This is a genomic window from Schlesneria paludicola DSM 18645 (assembly GCF_000255655.1).
Classification (GTDB): Bacteria; Planctomycetota; Planctomycetia; order Planctomycetales; family Planctomycetaceae; genus Schlesneria; species Schlesneria paludicola.
In genome coordinates this window covers 628,428-646,272 of record NZ_JH636434.1, presented here as the reverse complement: position 1 = coordinate 646,272, position 17,845 = coordinate 628,428, and the positions used below count along the sequence as shown (strand labels likewise).

Annotated in this window: 10 protein-coding genes; 8 read left to right on the top strand and 2 right to left on the bottom strand. The window is 53.1% G+C overall.

Annotated features, from left to right (window positions below; translation table 11 throughout):
* Window positions 1-18: 18 nt before the first annotated feature.
* Entirely contained in the window at window positions 19-1,251 is a 1,233-nt protein-coding gene (locus OSO_RS0103175) for a DUF1559 family PulG-like putative transporter (protein ID WP_010582098.1), read from the top strand.
* A gap of 221 nt (window positions 1,252-1,472) precedes the next feature.
* Here OSO_RS0103175 and OSO_RS47375 read toward each other — a convergent pair whose 3' ends face one another.
* A complete protein-coding gene (locus OSO_RS47375) occupies window positions 1,473-2,330 on the bottom strand; it encodes an NHL repeat-containing protein (RefSeq protein ID WP_010582097.1) in 858 nt (285 codons plus the stop codon).
* A 975-nt stretch (window positions 2,331-3,305) separates the two neighbouring features.
* Here OSO_RS47375 and OSO_RS0103160 point away from each other — a divergent pair.
* The 6 genes from OSO_RS0103160 (at window position 3,306) to OSO_RS0103130 (ending at window position 15,038) form a co-directional block, all read left to right on the top strand.
* Window positions 3,306-4,931, top strand: a complete 1,626-nt coding sequence (locus OSO_RS0103160; protein ID WP_157604986.1) for a multiheme c-type cytochrome — start codon at window positions 3,306-3,308, stop codon at window positions 4,929-4,931.
* A gap of 1,328 nt (window positions 4,932-6,259) precedes the next feature.
* The gene (locus OSO_RS0103150) at window positions 6,260-7,405 is read left to right on the top strand and encodes a DUF1559 domain-containing protein (protein WP_010582094.1); all 1,146 of its coding nucleotides are present in this window, start codon (window positions 6,260-6,262) and stop codon (window positions 7,403-7,405) included.
* Window positions 7,406-7,530: 125 nt separating this feature from the next.
* On the top strand, window positions 7,531-10,467 hold the full coding sequence (locus OSO_RS0103145) for an FG-GAP-like repeat-containing protein (protein WP_010582093.1): 2,937 nt from the start codon (window positions 7,531-7,533) through the stop codon (window positions 10,465-10,467).
* A gap of 89 nt (window positions 10,468-10,556) precedes the next feature.
* Window positions 10,557-11,243 carry a hypothetical protein gene (locus OSO_RS0103140; protein WP_010582092.1) on the top strand — a complete coding sequence of 229 codons (687 nt, stop codon included), beginning with the start codon at window positions 10,557-10,559 and terminating at the stop codon, window positions 11,241-11,243.
* Window positions 11,244-11,317: 74 nt separating this feature from the next.
* Complete coding sequence (locus OSO_RS0103135) at window positions 11,318-13,669, top strand: DUF1592 domain-containing protein (protein ID WP_010582091.1); 2,352 nt, start codon at window positions 11,318-11,320, stop codon at window positions 13,667-13,669.
* 52 nt (window positions 13,670-13,721) lie between these two features.
* Entirely contained in the window at window positions 13,722-15,038 is a 1,317-nt protein-coding gene (locus OSO_RS0103130) for a DUF1552 domain-containing protein (protein WP_029246585.1), read from the top strand.
* Between the two features lie 232 nt (window positions 15,039-15,270).
* Here OSO_RS0103130 and OSO_RS0103120 read toward each other — a convergent pair whose 3' ends face one another.
* The gene (locus OSO_RS0103120) at window positions 15,271-16,134 is read right to left on the bottom strand and encodes a polysaccharide deacetylase family protein (protein WP_010582088.1); all 864 of its coding nucleotides are present in this window, start codon (window positions 16,132-16,134) and stop codon (window positions 15,271-15,273) included.
* Between the two features lie 223 nt (window positions 16,135-16,357).
* On the opposite strand from OSO_RS0103120, the gene OSO_RS0103115 reads away from it, so the two are divergent.
* Window positions 16,358-17,578, top strand: a complete 1,221-nt coding sequence (locus OSO_RS0103115; RefSeq protein ID WP_010582087.1) for an FG-GAP repeat domain-containing protein — start codon at window positions 16,358-16,360, stop codon at window positions 17,576-17,578.
* Window positions 17,579-17,845: the final 267 nt, after the last annotated feature.

The window sequence follows — 17,845 nt, the reverse complement described above, 5'->3', positions numbered from 1 at the left end:
TTTTGTGACGAGTTTTTCGTGAGATCGCCTTCGCACATTGTTCATCTGCCAATTGCTTCGCCGGTGTCTTCCAAGAAGTATCCATTGGGTTTACAGCGACGGCACGCATTCACACTGGTTGAGGCTCTGCTCGCAACTGCCATCAGTCTTGTGCTGCTGGCGGTGCTTCTCCCGGCGATTCAGTACTCGCGAGAGAGAGCGAGAACCTCGCAATGCCAGGACCATCTTCGACAACTCGGTTTCGCGATGTCGAACTATGCGCAGGCGTTTTCGGTGTTTCCCCCGGCGCAAGGAATGAGCTGCAATAACTATCCGAGTGGTGACTGCCAGATGACGATGAATTGGTGCATTTCATTATTGCCTTATCTCGACAATGCGGATACCTACAACTGTTACGATCAACTTGCGCCATTCACGGATCCATCGAATGCGAAGGCCATTGCCAGATCCATCCCAAGCTTGATTTGTCCCTCCACACCACGTTCATCGAATCTGACGTCAATGGAAATGACGTCCATGTCCATTTCGAATGTAGTGAATAGCGACCCTTATGAAGCGTCAGGCAATTTTATCCCGTATGGATTGCCCGCCAGCGCGACGGGTGGTTCCGCGGACTACGTCATTTCATCGGGAGTAAAAGCGAGTCTGATGAGATTGATGTTTTCGTCGGATAGTTCCGTAATCGCGCGTCTCACAATTGATGGGACGGTCCGGGATAGCTGGGGATTCGGCCGTCCGAGTGAATGGATGGAACTGACGAATTTAGGTTACTCTTCGGGTGGGACGACATCCATCGCGACGATCACAGACGGTACCTCTAATACGACAATGCTGTTCGAGCTCGCGGGCCGAAATACTGTGTACCACGCAGGATTCCGAAATCTACTCAATGGTCCGTCGAATGCACCGATGTTCGATCTATTGGAAATTGAGAATCAGCTTGCATTTGGCGGTGGAATGTGGGCTGATCCGGCAAACGGGGATTACTTCGTTGGCGGGCGGGTCAATCGTGACGGTTCTGGGCAGCATTGTGGCCCATATCTCGTTAATAAATCGAACATGCGTTCCAGCGCCGCTGGTGGCGGATCGTACTACTACGGATATGGTTGCGGCCCGTATGGCTTTCACCGGGGCGGTGCACAGGTGTTGATGTGCGACGGCAGCGTCCGAATGTTCAGCGAAAACATGGACGGAGTGACGCTGTGTACACTGGTTGGAGCGCAGGACGCGTTGGACCCTGGAGGATTGTAGATCGTACCCGAACGGCGAATTGATGAGTCCTTTCCTTCGGCCAAGCGATCGTCAGGCGTTTCGGAACGAATTGCAGGGTGCGTAAAGAATTTTGAGGGCACTGCGTTGTGGTTGATCATCAGAGGGCAATTCCGATTGCCCGATTGCCGCGGAATTCGCAACTGTGACCAGAGGCGTAAAGTCGATTCAGTAGAAGCAAATCCCCGTCGTGCTAGGCCGCATTATTGGCTCGGTTGATTGATCAAGAGGACGAGTTTTCCATCGGGTGTTCGCTTCAGTATCCCTTTGAGCTGTGGATCGGCGATCAATAAATCGCCGTTGTTCCAAGCAACCCCCACCGGATTCTTGAGCGGATCGCCTGCGATTTCTGCAACAGGCGAATTGTGTTCTTCGACCTTCCAGATTGTCTTGGCATATCCGTCTGCAATGAACAGTTCACCCTTTGATCCAATCGCCACATGATGCGAAAACTGGAACGGGCGGCCTTTGACCAGAATGGTTTTCTCTTTTCCGTCGGCGCTGATGCGAACGATTGAGTTCTCGCCATGGCACACCGCGATCAATCGTCCCTCTTTGTCGATCGCGAGACCACGTGTTGCTGCGAGCTCCGCCAGTTCAGACGGTTCCCCGCCCGTAGCTGCGACTTTCAGAATACGATGCGATTCCAGATCCGACACAAAAATTGTTCCATCATTCGCCACAGCCAATGCCATTGGAATGCCAACGCGGCCCTTGGTTAAGGGGCAGGGCTGGTTCGAATCATCGAAACGATAAATGTCTCGTGTCGCCGAGTCGCCTGCCAAGAGTTTTCCTTGGTGGTCGATCGCCAGACAACGGACGGCGTTCAGTGGTGTGCGAAACTTTTTTGACGCTTGGAAATAGACCGACCATCGGCCCTCGGCGAATTTCCAGATCCCGGGAAGATCGCGATCGGCGGCATAGACCGTTCCATCACCTCCAACGGCAACGGCCAAGGGGTACTTCATTTCCTCGGAGGCGATCATTGAGGACGTCAACATCAAGCTCACGACCAATAGTCGGGCTGGATATGCGAGGGTCACAACATGTGAGAACTGCATTCGGCACCACTCAAATCGTGGCCCATTAACCCATCGCACTCAGGGTTGTGAGCCTACTGTGGGGAGATGTTGAATGAATCGTACAACAGACAAACAGGCCTGTCATTGCACGGTTGGAGCCTGGCGAAACGTGCGATCCATTGGGCAATCTACGGCATTCGAAATAGCGGAAACGAGGGGACGCGTCAACGGGTGCACGGCGAAGCTCGCGTCGATGCGCTTTCGCAGTTGTGGGTTCGAGAGTTTCAACAGACGCTTGAAGGAAGAACGAAGTGTCGCCGTGGCAGTTGCGATGGAGGCTTCATCAACTCCAATCCTCATTGCTGTGGAAATAGCGGACGAAGCCGCCTATACCGAAAAGACACCAACGTAGAGCGTGCTCTATTTCCATTGCAGAGTGTCAGGGACGTGAGACAAATTGCAAATTGTGTTCAGGACAGCCTTCATCCGAGGCCGCCTTGTCTTGAACAGCTTGAAGTCCCGGTCTGATCTTCGTTAGCATCTTTTGACTTGATCGCGGACAGGATATTGCCCATCGGGGAATTGAGCGTCTCACAGCTTGTTGAAGTAAGGAGGACAGGCACCTTGGCCTTCACGATGGCATGGCGTTTTTAATCTGGCCGTAGCCAGTCCCCGTTACTTCAACAGGCTGCTAACGCAAATACCGCATGACTATCGCATTTGCACGGTGTTGCTTCGCATCGATTCATTGCGAGTCTTCTACAGATGTCAAGTCGATCTCCGTCCATAATTGCGGCAATTGTTCTTGGTGCAATCGTGTTCTTAGCGGGTGGCCTTGGGGCCTGGCATGTATGGCAGGCGGTTCGGCGCCCGGTCCAATTATTGAACACGGAACGTCAAGTTGAGCAAACGAAATTGCCCGCGACGTCGTCTTCTCCCTCGCAGAACTATGTCGGCGCCACTGCTTGCCGCGCATGTCATCAGTCAATCTGGGACCGATATCAATCTCATCCCATGGCCAACTCGTCGGCGATCGTGAGTCACGCGACGCCGCTCGAAGATTTTGATCACAATTCGTCATTTGTCGTTTCGACGCATGTCGGTGACGTCGAGTACCGTGTCGAGAAGACGCTGGAGGGTGTGTTTCACCATGAATCACTGACCGATGCCGAACTTGGCTCAATTTACGATCAGCGAGTGCGTGTTGACTATGTCATCGGATCGGGGCGGCATGGCAGATCGTATGTTTCTGAACAGGGCGACTGCCTTTTCATGTCGCCAATCACTTGGTACTCAGGCGAATCGAACTGGGGCTTGTCACCCAATTATCGCCCCGGAAACAATCCGCGATTCGAACGCCGTATCGTACTGGCCTGTCTCGTCTGTCACGCCGAACGCGTTTCCGTTGATCGTGACGCACCAAATCACTTTTCGTCTCCTGCGATTCAGGAAGGACGGATTGGATGCGAAAGCTGTCATGGTCCCGGTGCCGGGCACGTCGAATTCCATCAGCAGCGAGTTCAGACGCCACAACAGCTCACTGTGTCCGATTCGATTGTCAATCCGGCCAAGCTTGATCCCGTGCGGCGAGAAAGCGTTTGCTGGCAATGCCATTTCGCAGCAGAGGAGCGTATTCCTCGCTTCGAAAAACTAGATTCGGACTTTCGTGCAGGTGACCGATTCGATGACATTTGGGTCGCATTCGTGCGTGGATTGCGTCTGGGCGAAGATGGATCAATGCGCGTCGCAAGCCATGTTGAACAGACGCAGGTCAGCGTCTGTAGTCAGCGGAGTGGTGGTCGATTCGGTTGTCTGTCATGCCATGATCCGCATTCAGTGCCGTCCGAGACGGAGAGGGAGACATTTTATCGGGCGAAGTGCATGAACTGCCATAGCGATCGAGGTTGCACACTCAGCCTTTCAGAGCGGACTCGCCAAAATTCGGACTCGTGCATCGGATGCCACATGCCGTCGCACAAGCTCAGTCGAATTCCGCACACATCGAGCACAGATCACCGCATCCTGCGTCATCCGGAACCTGAGCTTCCACCAAAACACGATCAGCTACTGACAATATTTCGACCGGATGATCGGAAACTTCCACCCGTCGAAGAAGATCGTGCGTGGGGACTGGTTTTGGCAAAGTTCGCGTATCTTCAACAGGACGTCGAAATAGCACGTGTCGCAAAAGACAAACTCAGTGCCGTACAACCCCGCGTGCCCGGCGACAATCGCGTGCTGGAGTGGCTTGGAGTGTGTGAGGAGCTGCTGCATCGGCCAGAAGTGAGTCGCGACTACTGGCTTCAAATACTTAAAAGCGCCCCAAAGGACGAGGGGGCACTCCACCGGTTGGCGGAATTGTCGATCACACAGGGGCAACCGCTTCAGATTAAGCAGGCGCTTACAAGCTATCTCAATGTCAATCGTTGGCAGAGCAGCTATCAACTCCGATTGGCCGCAGCGAGTGGACATTTAGGACAATTGGACGAGGCCGCTCGATACGCGGTGGAAGCACTCCGAATCAATCCGACATTGGCAACCGCTCATCAGATTCTGGCTGAGGTGTATCGGCGGCAAGGAATGGCAGAGCACGCCCGGCGTCATCAGCAGGTCTCGAAACGTTTGGAGAGCGCCCCATAGGCATGCATGCAGAAGGCGAACGACCCAACCCTGCATCGATTTAGCAGCCGGTGGAAGTAACGGGGACTGGCTTCGGCCTGATCAAAAACTGCTATGACGTCGTGAACGCCAAGGTGGCTGTTCCCCTTACTTCAATAGGCTGTTAGGCCCCAATGGGGCCCAAAGCACTTAAATCGCTCGAATCAAAAAGTTGGCGAGACAAATTCACCGTTCTCTTGGTGTAACTCGTCTCGCCCAAATTTTTCTATTTCCGTTTTCCAGATTGGCCACCTCGTGGTGGCCCGTCACGCATTTTTGCTTCGTACGCTTCCCGCCTTTGCTTCGCGATTTCAGGATCGAGCTTGGGCGCCGCTGCGCCGCCGCATCCAAGGGCCGGCACCAACACCGAAGATGCGATCAATAGGACACACACAGTACATTTCATCGCGAAACACCTCCTCATGCCCGAAAGTATCAAGGATCGAGATGTGAGTCATCAGACGCGCGATAACATCACTCATAGGTTTCTTATACTACATGCCGTATGTTTATGATCGCAAGCTGAGTTCGTTGCTCCATACAAACAAAAAGACGTCAACAGTCTAGTATCTGTAATTGTCTATTACGGAACGCGAAATGCGGACCACAGAAACTGACTTTGTGTCGCTGTCGCAGTTGACGAGATTCAGAGTCCAAAACTTTCTTTGCGCGACTCATCACAACGGCCCGGGGCTCGGTGCGTATCGGCAAGAGATGCATGCACAGATATTCGCGCCCGAGTGCCCGAAAACTGCTTAAGGAAACGTTATGTTTCTGCGGGGGGCTCCCCAGTCGCCGCGTCATCATAACGGTTCGCCCGTCGTGAAGCTGCGCGATACATAAGTTGTGATCCTTCAGTGCATTAGCGAGTATTGCGAATGTTTTGATTCGTCGAGCATCCTTGAATTCCCCGACGCGAGAGTCGTTCTTTTCGAAATTCTTGCGAATTTGATGAATTTTTCTGTCGGATTCTGAATGAAGTCTCATCCTATTGACAGGTGGGGCGATCCGCGGCTGACCTCCACATCCATTCGGAATCGTTCTCACATCCATTCTATTTGCTAGGGTTGGCACGCAAGCATGAAAACGATTGCAGTTTCATGTATGCGCAATGTTTGTTTCGTTGAGTTTCTCAACTTAGTTTACGTTATCGATCTGTTGATGTGTTAGTGTTTCGGCGCATTCATTATAACATTTGGCGACTCGGATGTGACTGATGTGTGTTGCAATGTAAAGATTGTTGGCAATTCGCTTAGCAAGAATCGTGTCGTTTGTTGTGATCCGTTCTTTCTTTTGGTGGAGTACTACTCGTGATTGAAAATGTCGTGAGACGTCTGCGGCGAGCGGGGTTTACGCTCATTGAGTTGCTCGTCGTCATTGCGATTATCGCAGTTCTAATTGCGTTGCTGCTTCCGGCCGTTCAACAGGCCCGTGAGGCAGCACGCCGGACGCAGTGCAAAAATAATTTGAAGCAGTTGGGGCTCGCCCTGCATAACTATCATGATGCGAATCTGAAGTTCCCGTATTCTTCTGGAGGTACGGCCGCAGGCGCGAATAACAGCACCGACTGCAATTGGGATCGACAGAGCGGCCTAGTTCAATTGCTGCCGTACATGGATCAGGCGAATTTGTACATGCAAATCACCAGTGGTGGCACGATCAACGGTACCGGTCCGTGGCAGCCTGGCGGTCCATCGCCGTGGATCGCAGCCTATCCCCCGTATCAACAAAAGATCGCCATGTTTCGATGTCCCTCTGAAGCGGGGCAAGGTGGCTCTGGTATCAATGATGGATTCGACTTCAGTAAATTTGGTCGTACGAATTACGCGTTTTGCTTGGGTGATACTGGACAGAATGTAAATCAATGGGATGCCGGTCGGCAGGCTCGAGGGATGTTCTTTTTTCAGAGTAGCTTAGGGCTTCGTGATTGCACAGATGGTTCAAGCAATACGATCTTGATGGGCGAAATCGGCGTCTCGATTGGAGATGGCACTCGCACTGACATCGTGGGGCAAGTGGCTGATGGTGTGTATCAAGGCGACAAAGGTGTTCCCTGGGCGGTAACGAACCCTTCGGCATGCCTCGCGCAGGTTTCTGGACGAAGCTACCTTTCGACATCGAACGTTCACTCGTTGCGTGGAAATCGATGGGCCGATGGTTGCCCATCGAGCACAGGATTTCAGACGATTCTTCCTCCGAATGCCCCATCCTGCGATGAGAGCGGTTGGGATGGCGGTTCTGGAACGTATTCCGCAGGAAGTCGACATACGGGAGGCGTTCACATTCTCATGGGGGATGGGGCTGCTCGATTCATTGGCGAAAATATCAATACAGGAAACCTCAATTCGCCAGACGTGTACTCGGCCGGAACAACATCTGTTGGAGGGCAAAGTCCGTATGGTGTCTGGGGTGCATTGGGGACTCGGGCTGCTGGCGAAATTGCTGGTGAATTTTAGTGAGGGCGATCGAGTCTGAGGCTTGGAGCGTTCGGTGGCGAGAAATCTGCGAGATTCTCGCCACCGTCATTTGTTTCTCGTCCGTGGGAAGCAAATCGGAACGATCAAGGCGGCAATAAAGCAATATGAATCCTCCGGTGTACGTTCGGTATATGTTGATTAGTGTGCTCCTCGGCTTCGTCGTTGGAGTCATTGCGTCATGCTTCTGGTCTAAATCGCCTGAGTCGCTGCTGAAGGAAGCAAGGACGGCAGAATCAGTCGGCAAGTTGGAACTTGCGCTGGAGCTTGCGGATCGAGCGCTTCAACGAGATTCTCGATCGGTTGAAGGGCTGTTATTTGCAGGCTCGATCGCGAGCAAGCTGGATGATCCGGTCCTTGAACTGAAGTATTTTCGCCAACTTCCGCTGTCTGCGAGTGGTGCGGAGATCGCAGATCGGTTGAAGGACGCAGGAGAGCATGCGCTCAAGCGTGGTCGTGCCAGCGATGCGGAATTCCTATATCGGCGTGTCTTAACGCTGCTGCCAGATGATCTGATGATCCATCGGCGATTGGGTACCCTATTTCTTGGTGAGGGGCGGCGTTGGGAGGCGGCTCCTCATCTATACGAGTTGGTGAAAGGAAAGTCGTTCACGCTCGAAGAACTCGCTTATCTGGGGAGTCGTGACGAGATTTATGAAGCCGAGAAGTTGATTTCATTTTTTGAAGAATCGGCGCCCAATGACTATCTCCCGTTGATGGGGCGGGCTCGCTTAAAAATGTTTCAATTGTCGATGACGCAGGCTGAAGGAATCATCCAGCAGATTCTTCAGCAACAGGAGGATTTGATCGAAGCTCACGCGCAGCTTGGTGTAATACTGGTGACGGAAGCGCGAATGGAGGAATTGGAGCGTTGGCGGCGCCAACTTCCTCGGGCTGCTTACGAGCATCCAGAGACGTGGTGGGTATTGGGAAAACAAGCGCGTCAAAACGGCGACACGAAGGCCGCCATTCGATGCGCTTGGGAGACGCTTCGACGCGAACCAAATCATCTGGGCGCTACATATCAGCTTGGCCAACTTCTATTCTCGGAGGGGCGCAATGACGATGCTCGTGTGATGATTGAACGTGCCGCAAAGCTCGAGATCCTATCTTCCACGATTCACGAACTATTGTTCCATAGCCCGACATCCGAAAAAATGCTGCGCTGCGCGCAAGTCTGTGAAGAAATTGGACGGCACTGGGAGGCATGGGCATGGCACACAATGGTCGAGACACACCATCCTTCTGAGGCGATCCCCGCGGAAGGTGCACGCTTGCTCGCACAACTGACGCCTCAAATGCCACAGACGTTGCCAGCTCAGAATTTCTCCCTTCGATTTGATTTCTCGACCTATCCCGTGCCCAAAACAATGCTCTTCGCGACACAGAATCACTTGGGCGACGAACGAACGCCGCCCGACGTGCGATTTGAAGATGTCAGTGCCTCCGCGGGACTCGATTTTCGATATGAAAACGGTACCAAACGCGGTGTTCGAGGCTTCATGATCTATCAAAGTATCGGCGGTGGAGTTGCATCGCTCGACTTTGATGGCGACGGCGCCCCCGATCTCTTTTTTCCACAGGCCAGTCAATTGGCTCCGAAGCTTGCAGGAATCGACGCTACGGATCGACTCTATCGAAACGTGGGTGGCCAGTGCGTAGATGTCACGGAATCTGCGTTGCCGCCTGATTCAGGTTATGGATTCGGGGTTGCAGTCGGTGACTTTGATGCAGATGGTTTCCCGGACCTGTACGTCGCAAATGCCGGACGAAATCGATTGCTGCGAAACAATGGAGACGGCGTCTTTCAAGACGTGACCGAGACCTCAGGAATCCAGGGGGGCGAATGGACAACCAGTTGTCTGATGGCAGATATCAATGGCGACGGTCTGCCCGATCTCTTTGACGTGAACTATTGCGGAGGTGAACGTCCTTTCGAGCAAGTTTGCATCCACAAGACGCTCAAAGCACGTACGAGCTGCAGTCCAAACGAGTTCGCGGCCGCTGAAGATGATTTGTTGATCAACCTGGGTGATGGCCGATTTGAGAACGTCAGTCAAGCGGCAGGAATTCGCGAATTCGATGGTCGAGGGCTCGGAATTGTTGCTGCCAACTTCGACGATCAACCTGGATTGGATCTTTACATCGCGAACGACATGTCCGCAAATGTGCTGTTTCTCAATCGTACAAACGCCCCAGGTACTGTTCCAACATTTGACGAGCAAGGAGCGCTGACGGGGACGGCGTTTGATTCCGATAGACGGACTCCGGCATCTATGGGAATTGCTGTGGAGGACGTCGATGGTGATGAGTTGATTGATTTATTTGTCACAAATTCTTGTAACGAATCGAACACACTTTATCATCATCAAATCGGACATTTCTTTATCGATGCCACGCGTCAGTTTCAATTGAGGACTCCCAGCCTTTCGATGTACGGGTTCGGGACGCAATTCATGGACGCCGATCGAGATGGACGACCGGATCTCATCGTCGTCAACGGCCATGTCGATGACTATACGGAGATCGGCATTCCGTTCCGAATGCGTCATCAGTTCTTTTCCAATCGGGGCGACCGGTTTGTCGAAGTCCCCGCGAGCAAACTGGGTGCCTTCTTCGCCAAAAGCCAGTTGGGTCGAGGTTTAGCGAGGCTCGATTGGAATCGAGATGGACGAGATGATTTCGCGGTCTCTCAATTGATTGATCCCGCGGCACTCGTTTTGAATCGATCAACGAATGAAGGTCATTTTGTCTCCATTCGACTCGTTGGGCAAAAGTACCGCGATGCAATTGGTTCTGAAGTCCGAGTGACGTCAGATCATCAAACGTTCGTTAAGCAACTTATCGCTGGCGATGGCTTTGAATGCAGCAATGAGCGACGATTGCTGTTTGGGCTTGGTGAGACGAGTTCGATCGGTGAAATTCGCGTCCGTTGGCCCGGGGGGGCCGAGGAACGTTTTACGAACGCCGTCGTGGACTGCGACTTATTGCTTGTTGAAGGGACTCAAGTGGCAACGACGATTTCGAGAGAACACTCAGAATGAGCAACACACATCCCCAACAGCCTCACACCGTGAATTCGGCGAATCAAACCAACGCTCGAACTTCGTCACTAGAGTCGATAAGAAACGCAATGTCTTTGGGAGTTGTTGGCGCGATTGCCGCGATTCTTGCTGATGTTGCGATCCTGAAAATTGGGAGAGTTTTTGAGTTTTCAGAGGAACTGCTGATTGTCAAAGTCTCAGAAGGAAGGAATCAAAGTCCTGAAGTGATGCAGCGTTTTTATGAGGGACTTGCGATTCTCGATTACAAACATGCTGCACTTTGGATTGGAACGGCCGGTGCAATGAGCGGACTGTTATTCGGGCTTGCACTGGGATTGATGCGTCAATCACGGGGTTCTCTGGTGCGGGGTGCCATCGGCGGCATGGTTCTGGGCGGTGTTTTGTCTGCATGCGGGGGACTCGCCGGAAACGGCGTTGGCGAAAACATCGTCTCACGCATACGAATGGAAAAAATTGAGGTTCCTGTGCAGTACGCAATGCTCTTGCACGGAACGACGTGGTTGATTGTCGGATTGGGGATCGGACTGGGCACTGGCTTAGGGGCCCGGACAAATCGAGTTCGATTTGCGATTGGTTCCATGTTCCTGGGCGGAATTGCTGGAGCTGCAGCGGGGGCGTTCTACCCATTCCTTGCGAGCGTTGCGATGCCGTTTGCGGACCCATCGCTGACGATCCCCGAGGGAGATGCCAATCGGGTGATTTGGCTCGGATTGCCGCTGGTGTTTGTGGGCCTCACACTCGGTCGACGGGGTTGACGATTTCTGCCCGTGACTCGGTCGGTCCCTCATGCGGCGAATGGTATTCGATTTTGGGTAGGAATTCAGGCAGCATGACGATCTCTCGGCGAATTGGCTGTTTTCAAGCGACTATCGGTGCCGCCATCGTCCTGGCGATTGGTGCATTTCCACGAGATGCCGTTGGCGACGATCCGCTTTCGGGTGAGAAAATCTATCAGGCGAAATGTGCCTCATGCCATGGCGTCAATGGCCAAGGAAAAGCCGACAGTTATGCACAACCTCTCGTTGGCGACAAATCGATCGGTGAGTTGACGGAATACATCAGCAAGTCGATGCCAGAGGACAAACCGGGAACATGTGTTGGCGACGAGGCATGCCGAGTTTCCACATACATTCACGAATCGTTTTACTCTTCCACCGCACAAGAGAGGAACAAGCCTGTACGCGTGGAATTGTCTCGGCTGACTGTCCGGCAGTACCGAAATGTCATGGCGGATCTCGTGGGTGCGTTTCGCCCAGTCGCGCCGGACGGCAGTCGACGAGGCCTGGCGGCGAAATACTTCAAAACTCGCGAATTTGAAGCCAAAGATCTGGCGTTCGAACGGATCGATCCTGTGGTTGCGTTCGACTTTCTTGATAAAAGCCCCGATGGCGAAAAAATTCCTCCCCATGAATTTGCGATTCGATGGGAAGGCGGAATTGTGGCTCCTGATACGGGTGAATACGAATTTCATATTCGCACTGATCAATCATTTCGATTCTGGATCAACGATCTCAAGCGGCCGTTGATCGATGCCTACGTTCAGTCAAAGACGGAGAACGACGATCGTGCGTCGATTTTCTTAATTGGAGGGCGGACTTATCCGTTGCGTCTCGAGTTCTCGAAGGCAAAGCAAGGCGTTCAAGATGGAAAAGCCAAGGAACTGCCTCCGTCTCCGGCTTCCGTATTCCTCGAATGGACGCAGCCACACCGTGTTCGTGAAGTTGTCCCTGCACGATGTCTCTCATCGGGAGCCCCCCCAGAAGTTTGCATCGTTAACACCCCCTTTCCTCCAGACGACCGCAGCAGCGGATGGGAGAAGGCAACCTCCATCTCGAAGGAATGGGATCAGGCGACAACTGAGGCCGCGGTCGAAATCGCTGCATACATCGATAGGCATCTTGAAGAGCTATCGAGTACGAGTGCTGATGCTCCAGAGGGAACTTTGAGGCTGATGGAATTCTGCCACCAGTTTGCGACACGGGCATTTCGACGCCCACTCGATAATGAGCAGCGTCGGATTTACGTCGAACGCCAGTTTGAAAAGACAAACGATCCGAGGATTGCCGTCAATCGTGTCGTTTTACTCGTTCTGAAGTCACCGCGATTCTTGTACCGTGAGCTTGGTGCGAATCCCGAGAATGCGAACGATCCGTACGACGTGGCATCGCGGATTGCGTTTGCAGCATGGGATTCGTTACCAGATCAGGGACTTCGCGAATCAGCGGAATCCGGTCGTCTCGTCAAACGAGAAGAAATCGTCGCGCAAGCCCAGCGAATGGTTCAAGATTCCCGTACGCGGTCTAAACTCCGCGAGTTCATTTTGAGATGGCTGAGAGTCGAACGGGTTGTTGACCTGAGCAAGGACGCGGATCAGTTTCCCGATTTCGATTCGCTCATTGCGGACGATCTGCGAACGTCGCTTGAGTTATCCGTCGATGAGCTTCTGAGCAGCGAAGCAACAGATTTTCGGCAGTTGCTTCTTGCCGACGGCCTGTTCCTGAATGGTAGATTGGCAAAATTCTATGGGATTGATCTGCCGGTCGACTCCGAATTCCAGAAGGTGTCGCTCGACTCTGACGCGCGTGCGGGAGTGCTGACGCACCCCTATCTGATGTCAGGATTTGCCTATCGCGGCGCGAGTTCACCCATCCATCGAGGAGTTTTCATTGCGAGAAGTCTTCTGGGGCGAACATTGCGACCACCGCCGGAAGCTGTAACTCCGATCGCGTCCAAGTTGCAGCCAGACCTGACGACGCGAGAGCGAGTTGGACTGCAAACCCGGCAAGAGTCATGCCAGTCGTGCCATTCACTGATCAATCCCTTGGGATTCACTTTTGAACAGTTTGATGCCGTGGGGCGATTTCGAAAGGAGGAATCCGGCAAGCAGATCGTCTCGACGGGAACCTATCGAACGCGCGAGGGTGACATCGTTCACTTCAATGGAGCCCGCGAGGTTGCTGCTTTTCTGGCCGACAGCTCAGAGACGCACAGCGCCTTCGTTCAGCAATTGTTTCACTTCTCGATTAAGCAGCCGATCCAGGCTTACGGTTCGAAAACAAAAGAGACACTTCGACATGAGTTCGAACAAGAGAATTTCAGCATTCGCCGATTATTGGTCGAGATCATCGCCACGGCTGCATTGAATGAAGCGAGAAACGTTTCAGATTCCAATTCCGATTGAGTCACCAGCATCGGCGAAGTCGCAACGTCACCAATACAAAGAGGACATTCCCATGCCCCAAACGTCCCGACGCGAATTTCTTCGGAACCTTGGCGTGAGCGCGGCGACCCTGCCGTTCGTTATGAATTTGCCCAGCCTGGGATTTGCCAATCAAACCGCTCGCAAGCAGCGACTTGTGATCATGTTCAGTCCCAATGGTGTGGTTCCACCGACATTCTGGCCTGATGAAGAGGGGGCTGAGTTCATACTGAAAGAAAGCCTTTCACCGCTTGAGCCATTCAAGAATCGGCTGCTCACTCTGCACGGTGTCTGCGACAAGGTGCGTGGGGACGGCGATAGTCATATGCGGGGGATCGGGTGTTTGTTGACCGGCGTCGAATTGTTTCCCGGAAACATTCAAGGAGGTTCAGATACGCCGGCAGGCTGGTCGAGCGGGCTTTCGATCGATCAAGAGATCAAAAACCATCTACAAGCGAATGCCGCGACACAGACGCGTTTCGGGTCACTTGAATTTGGAGTGTTGGTTCCAGATCGTGCCGATACCTGGACACGAATGTCGTACGCAGGGCCTAACAAGCCAATCACTCCGATCTGCGATCCGTACCGAATGTTGTCAAAGCTTTACGGTCGCAGAAAAGATCAGGAGAATTTGAAAAGCGTGCTTGATGACCTTCAAGGCGATTTGAAAAAACTGGCGTCTCGTATCAATGCAGAAGATCGCCAATTGTTGGAGGAGCAAGCGACATTCGTTCGGGAAATGGAACGTGAGCTGAAAGCCACGTCAGGTCAGTCGGTCGAGCACAGGGTTCCAGAGCTTGAAGCGGGGGTTAAGGAAGAAGACGACAATCTGCCTCGACTTAGCAAGATGCAGATTGAATTAATGGTGAACAGTTTTGCCTCGGACTTCGCCCGCGTCGCGACGCTGCAGTACACGTTTTCAGTGAGTGATGCAAAGATGCGATTTATCGGCGTTAATGACGGGCATCATGGGCTATCTCATCACGACGACGACGACACGAAAGCGCAGGACAAACTGACTCGCATCAACAAATGGTATGCGGAACAAATGGCTTACCTGATCCAGCGACTCGCTGAGACACCGGAACCTGGCGAAGGTGGATCGTTGCTCGACAACACAACCATTGTCTGGACAAACGAATTAGGCAAAGGCAATACGCATCTGCTGGACAACATTCCCTTTGTGCTTGCCGGTAATGGCCTTGATTTTCGAATGGGGCGCGCCCTCAAGTTGGGGGAAGTGACTCACAATCGGCTGCTGATGTCACTCGCGCATGGTTTTGGACACCGAATTGAACGCTTTGGAAATCGCGATTTCTGTGATGGTGGACCGTTGACGAGTTTGACGTAGTTGATCATCGAAACTCGAATTGATCCTTGTCTTGTGACGTTGATCTCGACACGTTCAATCGCGGCGATTGCCAGAATTGGCTTCGCGAAGAATGTCATTGCGGCGGTTGATTTCCAGGTGCTAAAATCAATTCAGAAGATGGCTGGTCCGCAGACGAAGAATTCAGTGGGACAGCAGGAAGGCTGTACTTCTTAAAGGATGCTCGCAAGTCCAGTTGATCCAGCGGGTAATTCTACTTTGGGCCGTTGCGCCTTGCGACGGATTTGCGGCGGGCCTCGATCACGGTGCGATAGTCTTCAGGGACCACGGCGGGGTCGACGTACTTTTGAAGGTCTCGCAGGGCGATGACGTGAAAGCCTTCCTGCTTCAGATATTTCATGTACGCCGCGAAGTTCTGCTCGCTGCTGCTGACCCAGTCGTGAGCTGTGTCGGGTGCGCCGTGGAGCTGAAGAACCGCGATGCGACCCTCATCCGACTGTTGAACGGCTCGCACGAAGTCGGGCAGTGACCATTTGGGACGTGCGTCCCCCGCCGAGGGAACCATCAGGGGATGATCGAGGCCCGGTTCGTACGCGAATCCCTGTCCTTCGTCGTAGGGATACTCGGGAGCGCCGCCGCGCCGCGCGAACTGAATGCCGTGCGTTTTCAGAGTTTCAAATGCGGCGGGGGTCATCGAATTGCCGGGCCATGCAAACGTGACGGGGGCGGGAATGCCATGCGCCTTGCACTGCGTGGCAATGCCTTCGAGTTGTTCGGGAAGTTGTCCGACTGTTTTCTCAGAGATCCCGAGGTGGTCACGCGTGTGGTTGCCAATTTCAAAGCCGTCGTCGTGCAGTTCCTTGATCTGCTCCCACGTCATGTAGTCCTTCTTATTTTGTTTGAAATCGAATCCTTCTGTGATGAAAAAGGTCGCTCCAAAACCGTACTGCTTGAGTAGCGGCCGCACAGTGGTGTAGTGAGACAGTGACGAGTCGTCGAATGTGAGGACGACCAGTCGCGGGGGAATGGGCGTTCGCACCGCGCGTGTCACGGTCGCATCGTCCGCAACGAGGATGCTCGACAGCGTTAGCAGCATCATGAATAGCAGAGTGCGCATCGAAATAAGGCTCCTGATTGGTCAATGTTCCTCGTGATCCCCTCCCATGATTCTATCGAACGACGCGGGATTCCCGGTACTGACGTGACGTGAAGGCGATCGGGTGTCGTTGCTGCAGCCAGTGGTGACTCGGTTGACGAAAGTTTTCAGGAGCGTGACACTGGCGGACGCTGAATCTCTATGAATCCAGGCGAGTCATCCGTTTCGAATCAGGGCCGCATCTATGCTGCGTATTGGGATTTCTGTTTGTGTCTCGATCTTCGGACTCTCGGCAATCTGCCTTGCTGGCGAGGTTCCGTTTGAGCGAATTAAGCTCGACGACACGTTTCGCGCCGAGGGTGCTGCCGTCGGGGATTTTAATAAGGATGGCAAGCTGGATGTCGCCGCCGGAGACTACTGGTACGCTGCACCCGATTGGAAGATGTCACGGATTCGACAGCCTCTGACGCAGCAGGGCAAGCCAACCGACGCGTATGACGGTTCAAAGGGATACTCAAACTGCTTCGCCAGTTGGTCGCACGATATCAATCAAGACGGGTGGGATGACATCATCATCATCGGTTACCCAGGTGATCCCTGCTATTGGTACGAGAATCCTCGCAACCAACCTGGTGACTGGAAGCAGTATGAAATCTGGCACAGCGCTTGTAACGAGACCGTCCTGTTTACGGATTTGACGGGAGACGGTCGTCCGGAACTGATTCTGGGCTCACAGCCGGAACGCCAGATGGGTTACTTGACGCTGCCCTCGGTCGAAAAGTGTCACGAGAAATGGGCATTTACGCCGATCAGCGATCCCGGCGATCCCAATGAGAATGGGACGTTCAAATACTACCACGGCTTGGGGACGGGGGATCTGAATCAAGACGGACGGCTCGACGTGATCATTCCTCACGGTTGGTGGGAAGCGCCGGCCAAGCAGGAATCCAAGTCGTGGACATTCCATCCGTTGCCCCTGGCCAAAGATAATCAAGGCAAGCCGGTCGAAGCGTCGAATATTTTCGTGATGGACCTCGATCTGGATGGTGATAACGATCTGATTCTCAGTTCGGCGCATGCCTTCGGAATCTGGTGGTTTGAAAATCCTGGTGCCGGTTCCGGTGACATGTTCAAGTATCATTTGATTGACGAGTCCTTCTCGCAGACACACGCACTGGATCTGGTTGATTTCACGGGGAAGGGTAAGCCCGCGCTCGTCACTGGCAAACGTTACTTCGCGCACATGGGAAGCGATCCAGGCGAATTCCAACCCGTCGTGATGTACTGGTTTGACATTGAACGTGCCAAAGGCCAGCCGCCGAAATTCGTGAAGCATGAAATTACCGCCGGCAAAGATACGGGCGTTGGAACGCAAATGACGGTGGTTGACTTCAACAAAGACGGTCGGCTGGATCTGGTGCTCTCGAACAAAAAAGGTGTGAATCTTCTGATCCAACAGAAATGAAAGCATTTTCGGCTGGCGACGACGATCATTTCCCTTCACTCTTGTCGCCCAGTGGTTCAACATTGGTCGAGGCCATTTTTTGCTCGTTAAGCTCGTTGGGTTGGTTCACGGTGCGCGTCGGGAAAACTGCGCGATTGTGAACCGTCCCAACCTGTCGTCTCAGTCACAGCAAACAGCAAGCGGTCCCGCGACGATTCGGGGACTTTCATCGAAATCAGACTCCAATTCATTTCCATTCCGCATCACGGCTGAGGATCCGTTGGTCCT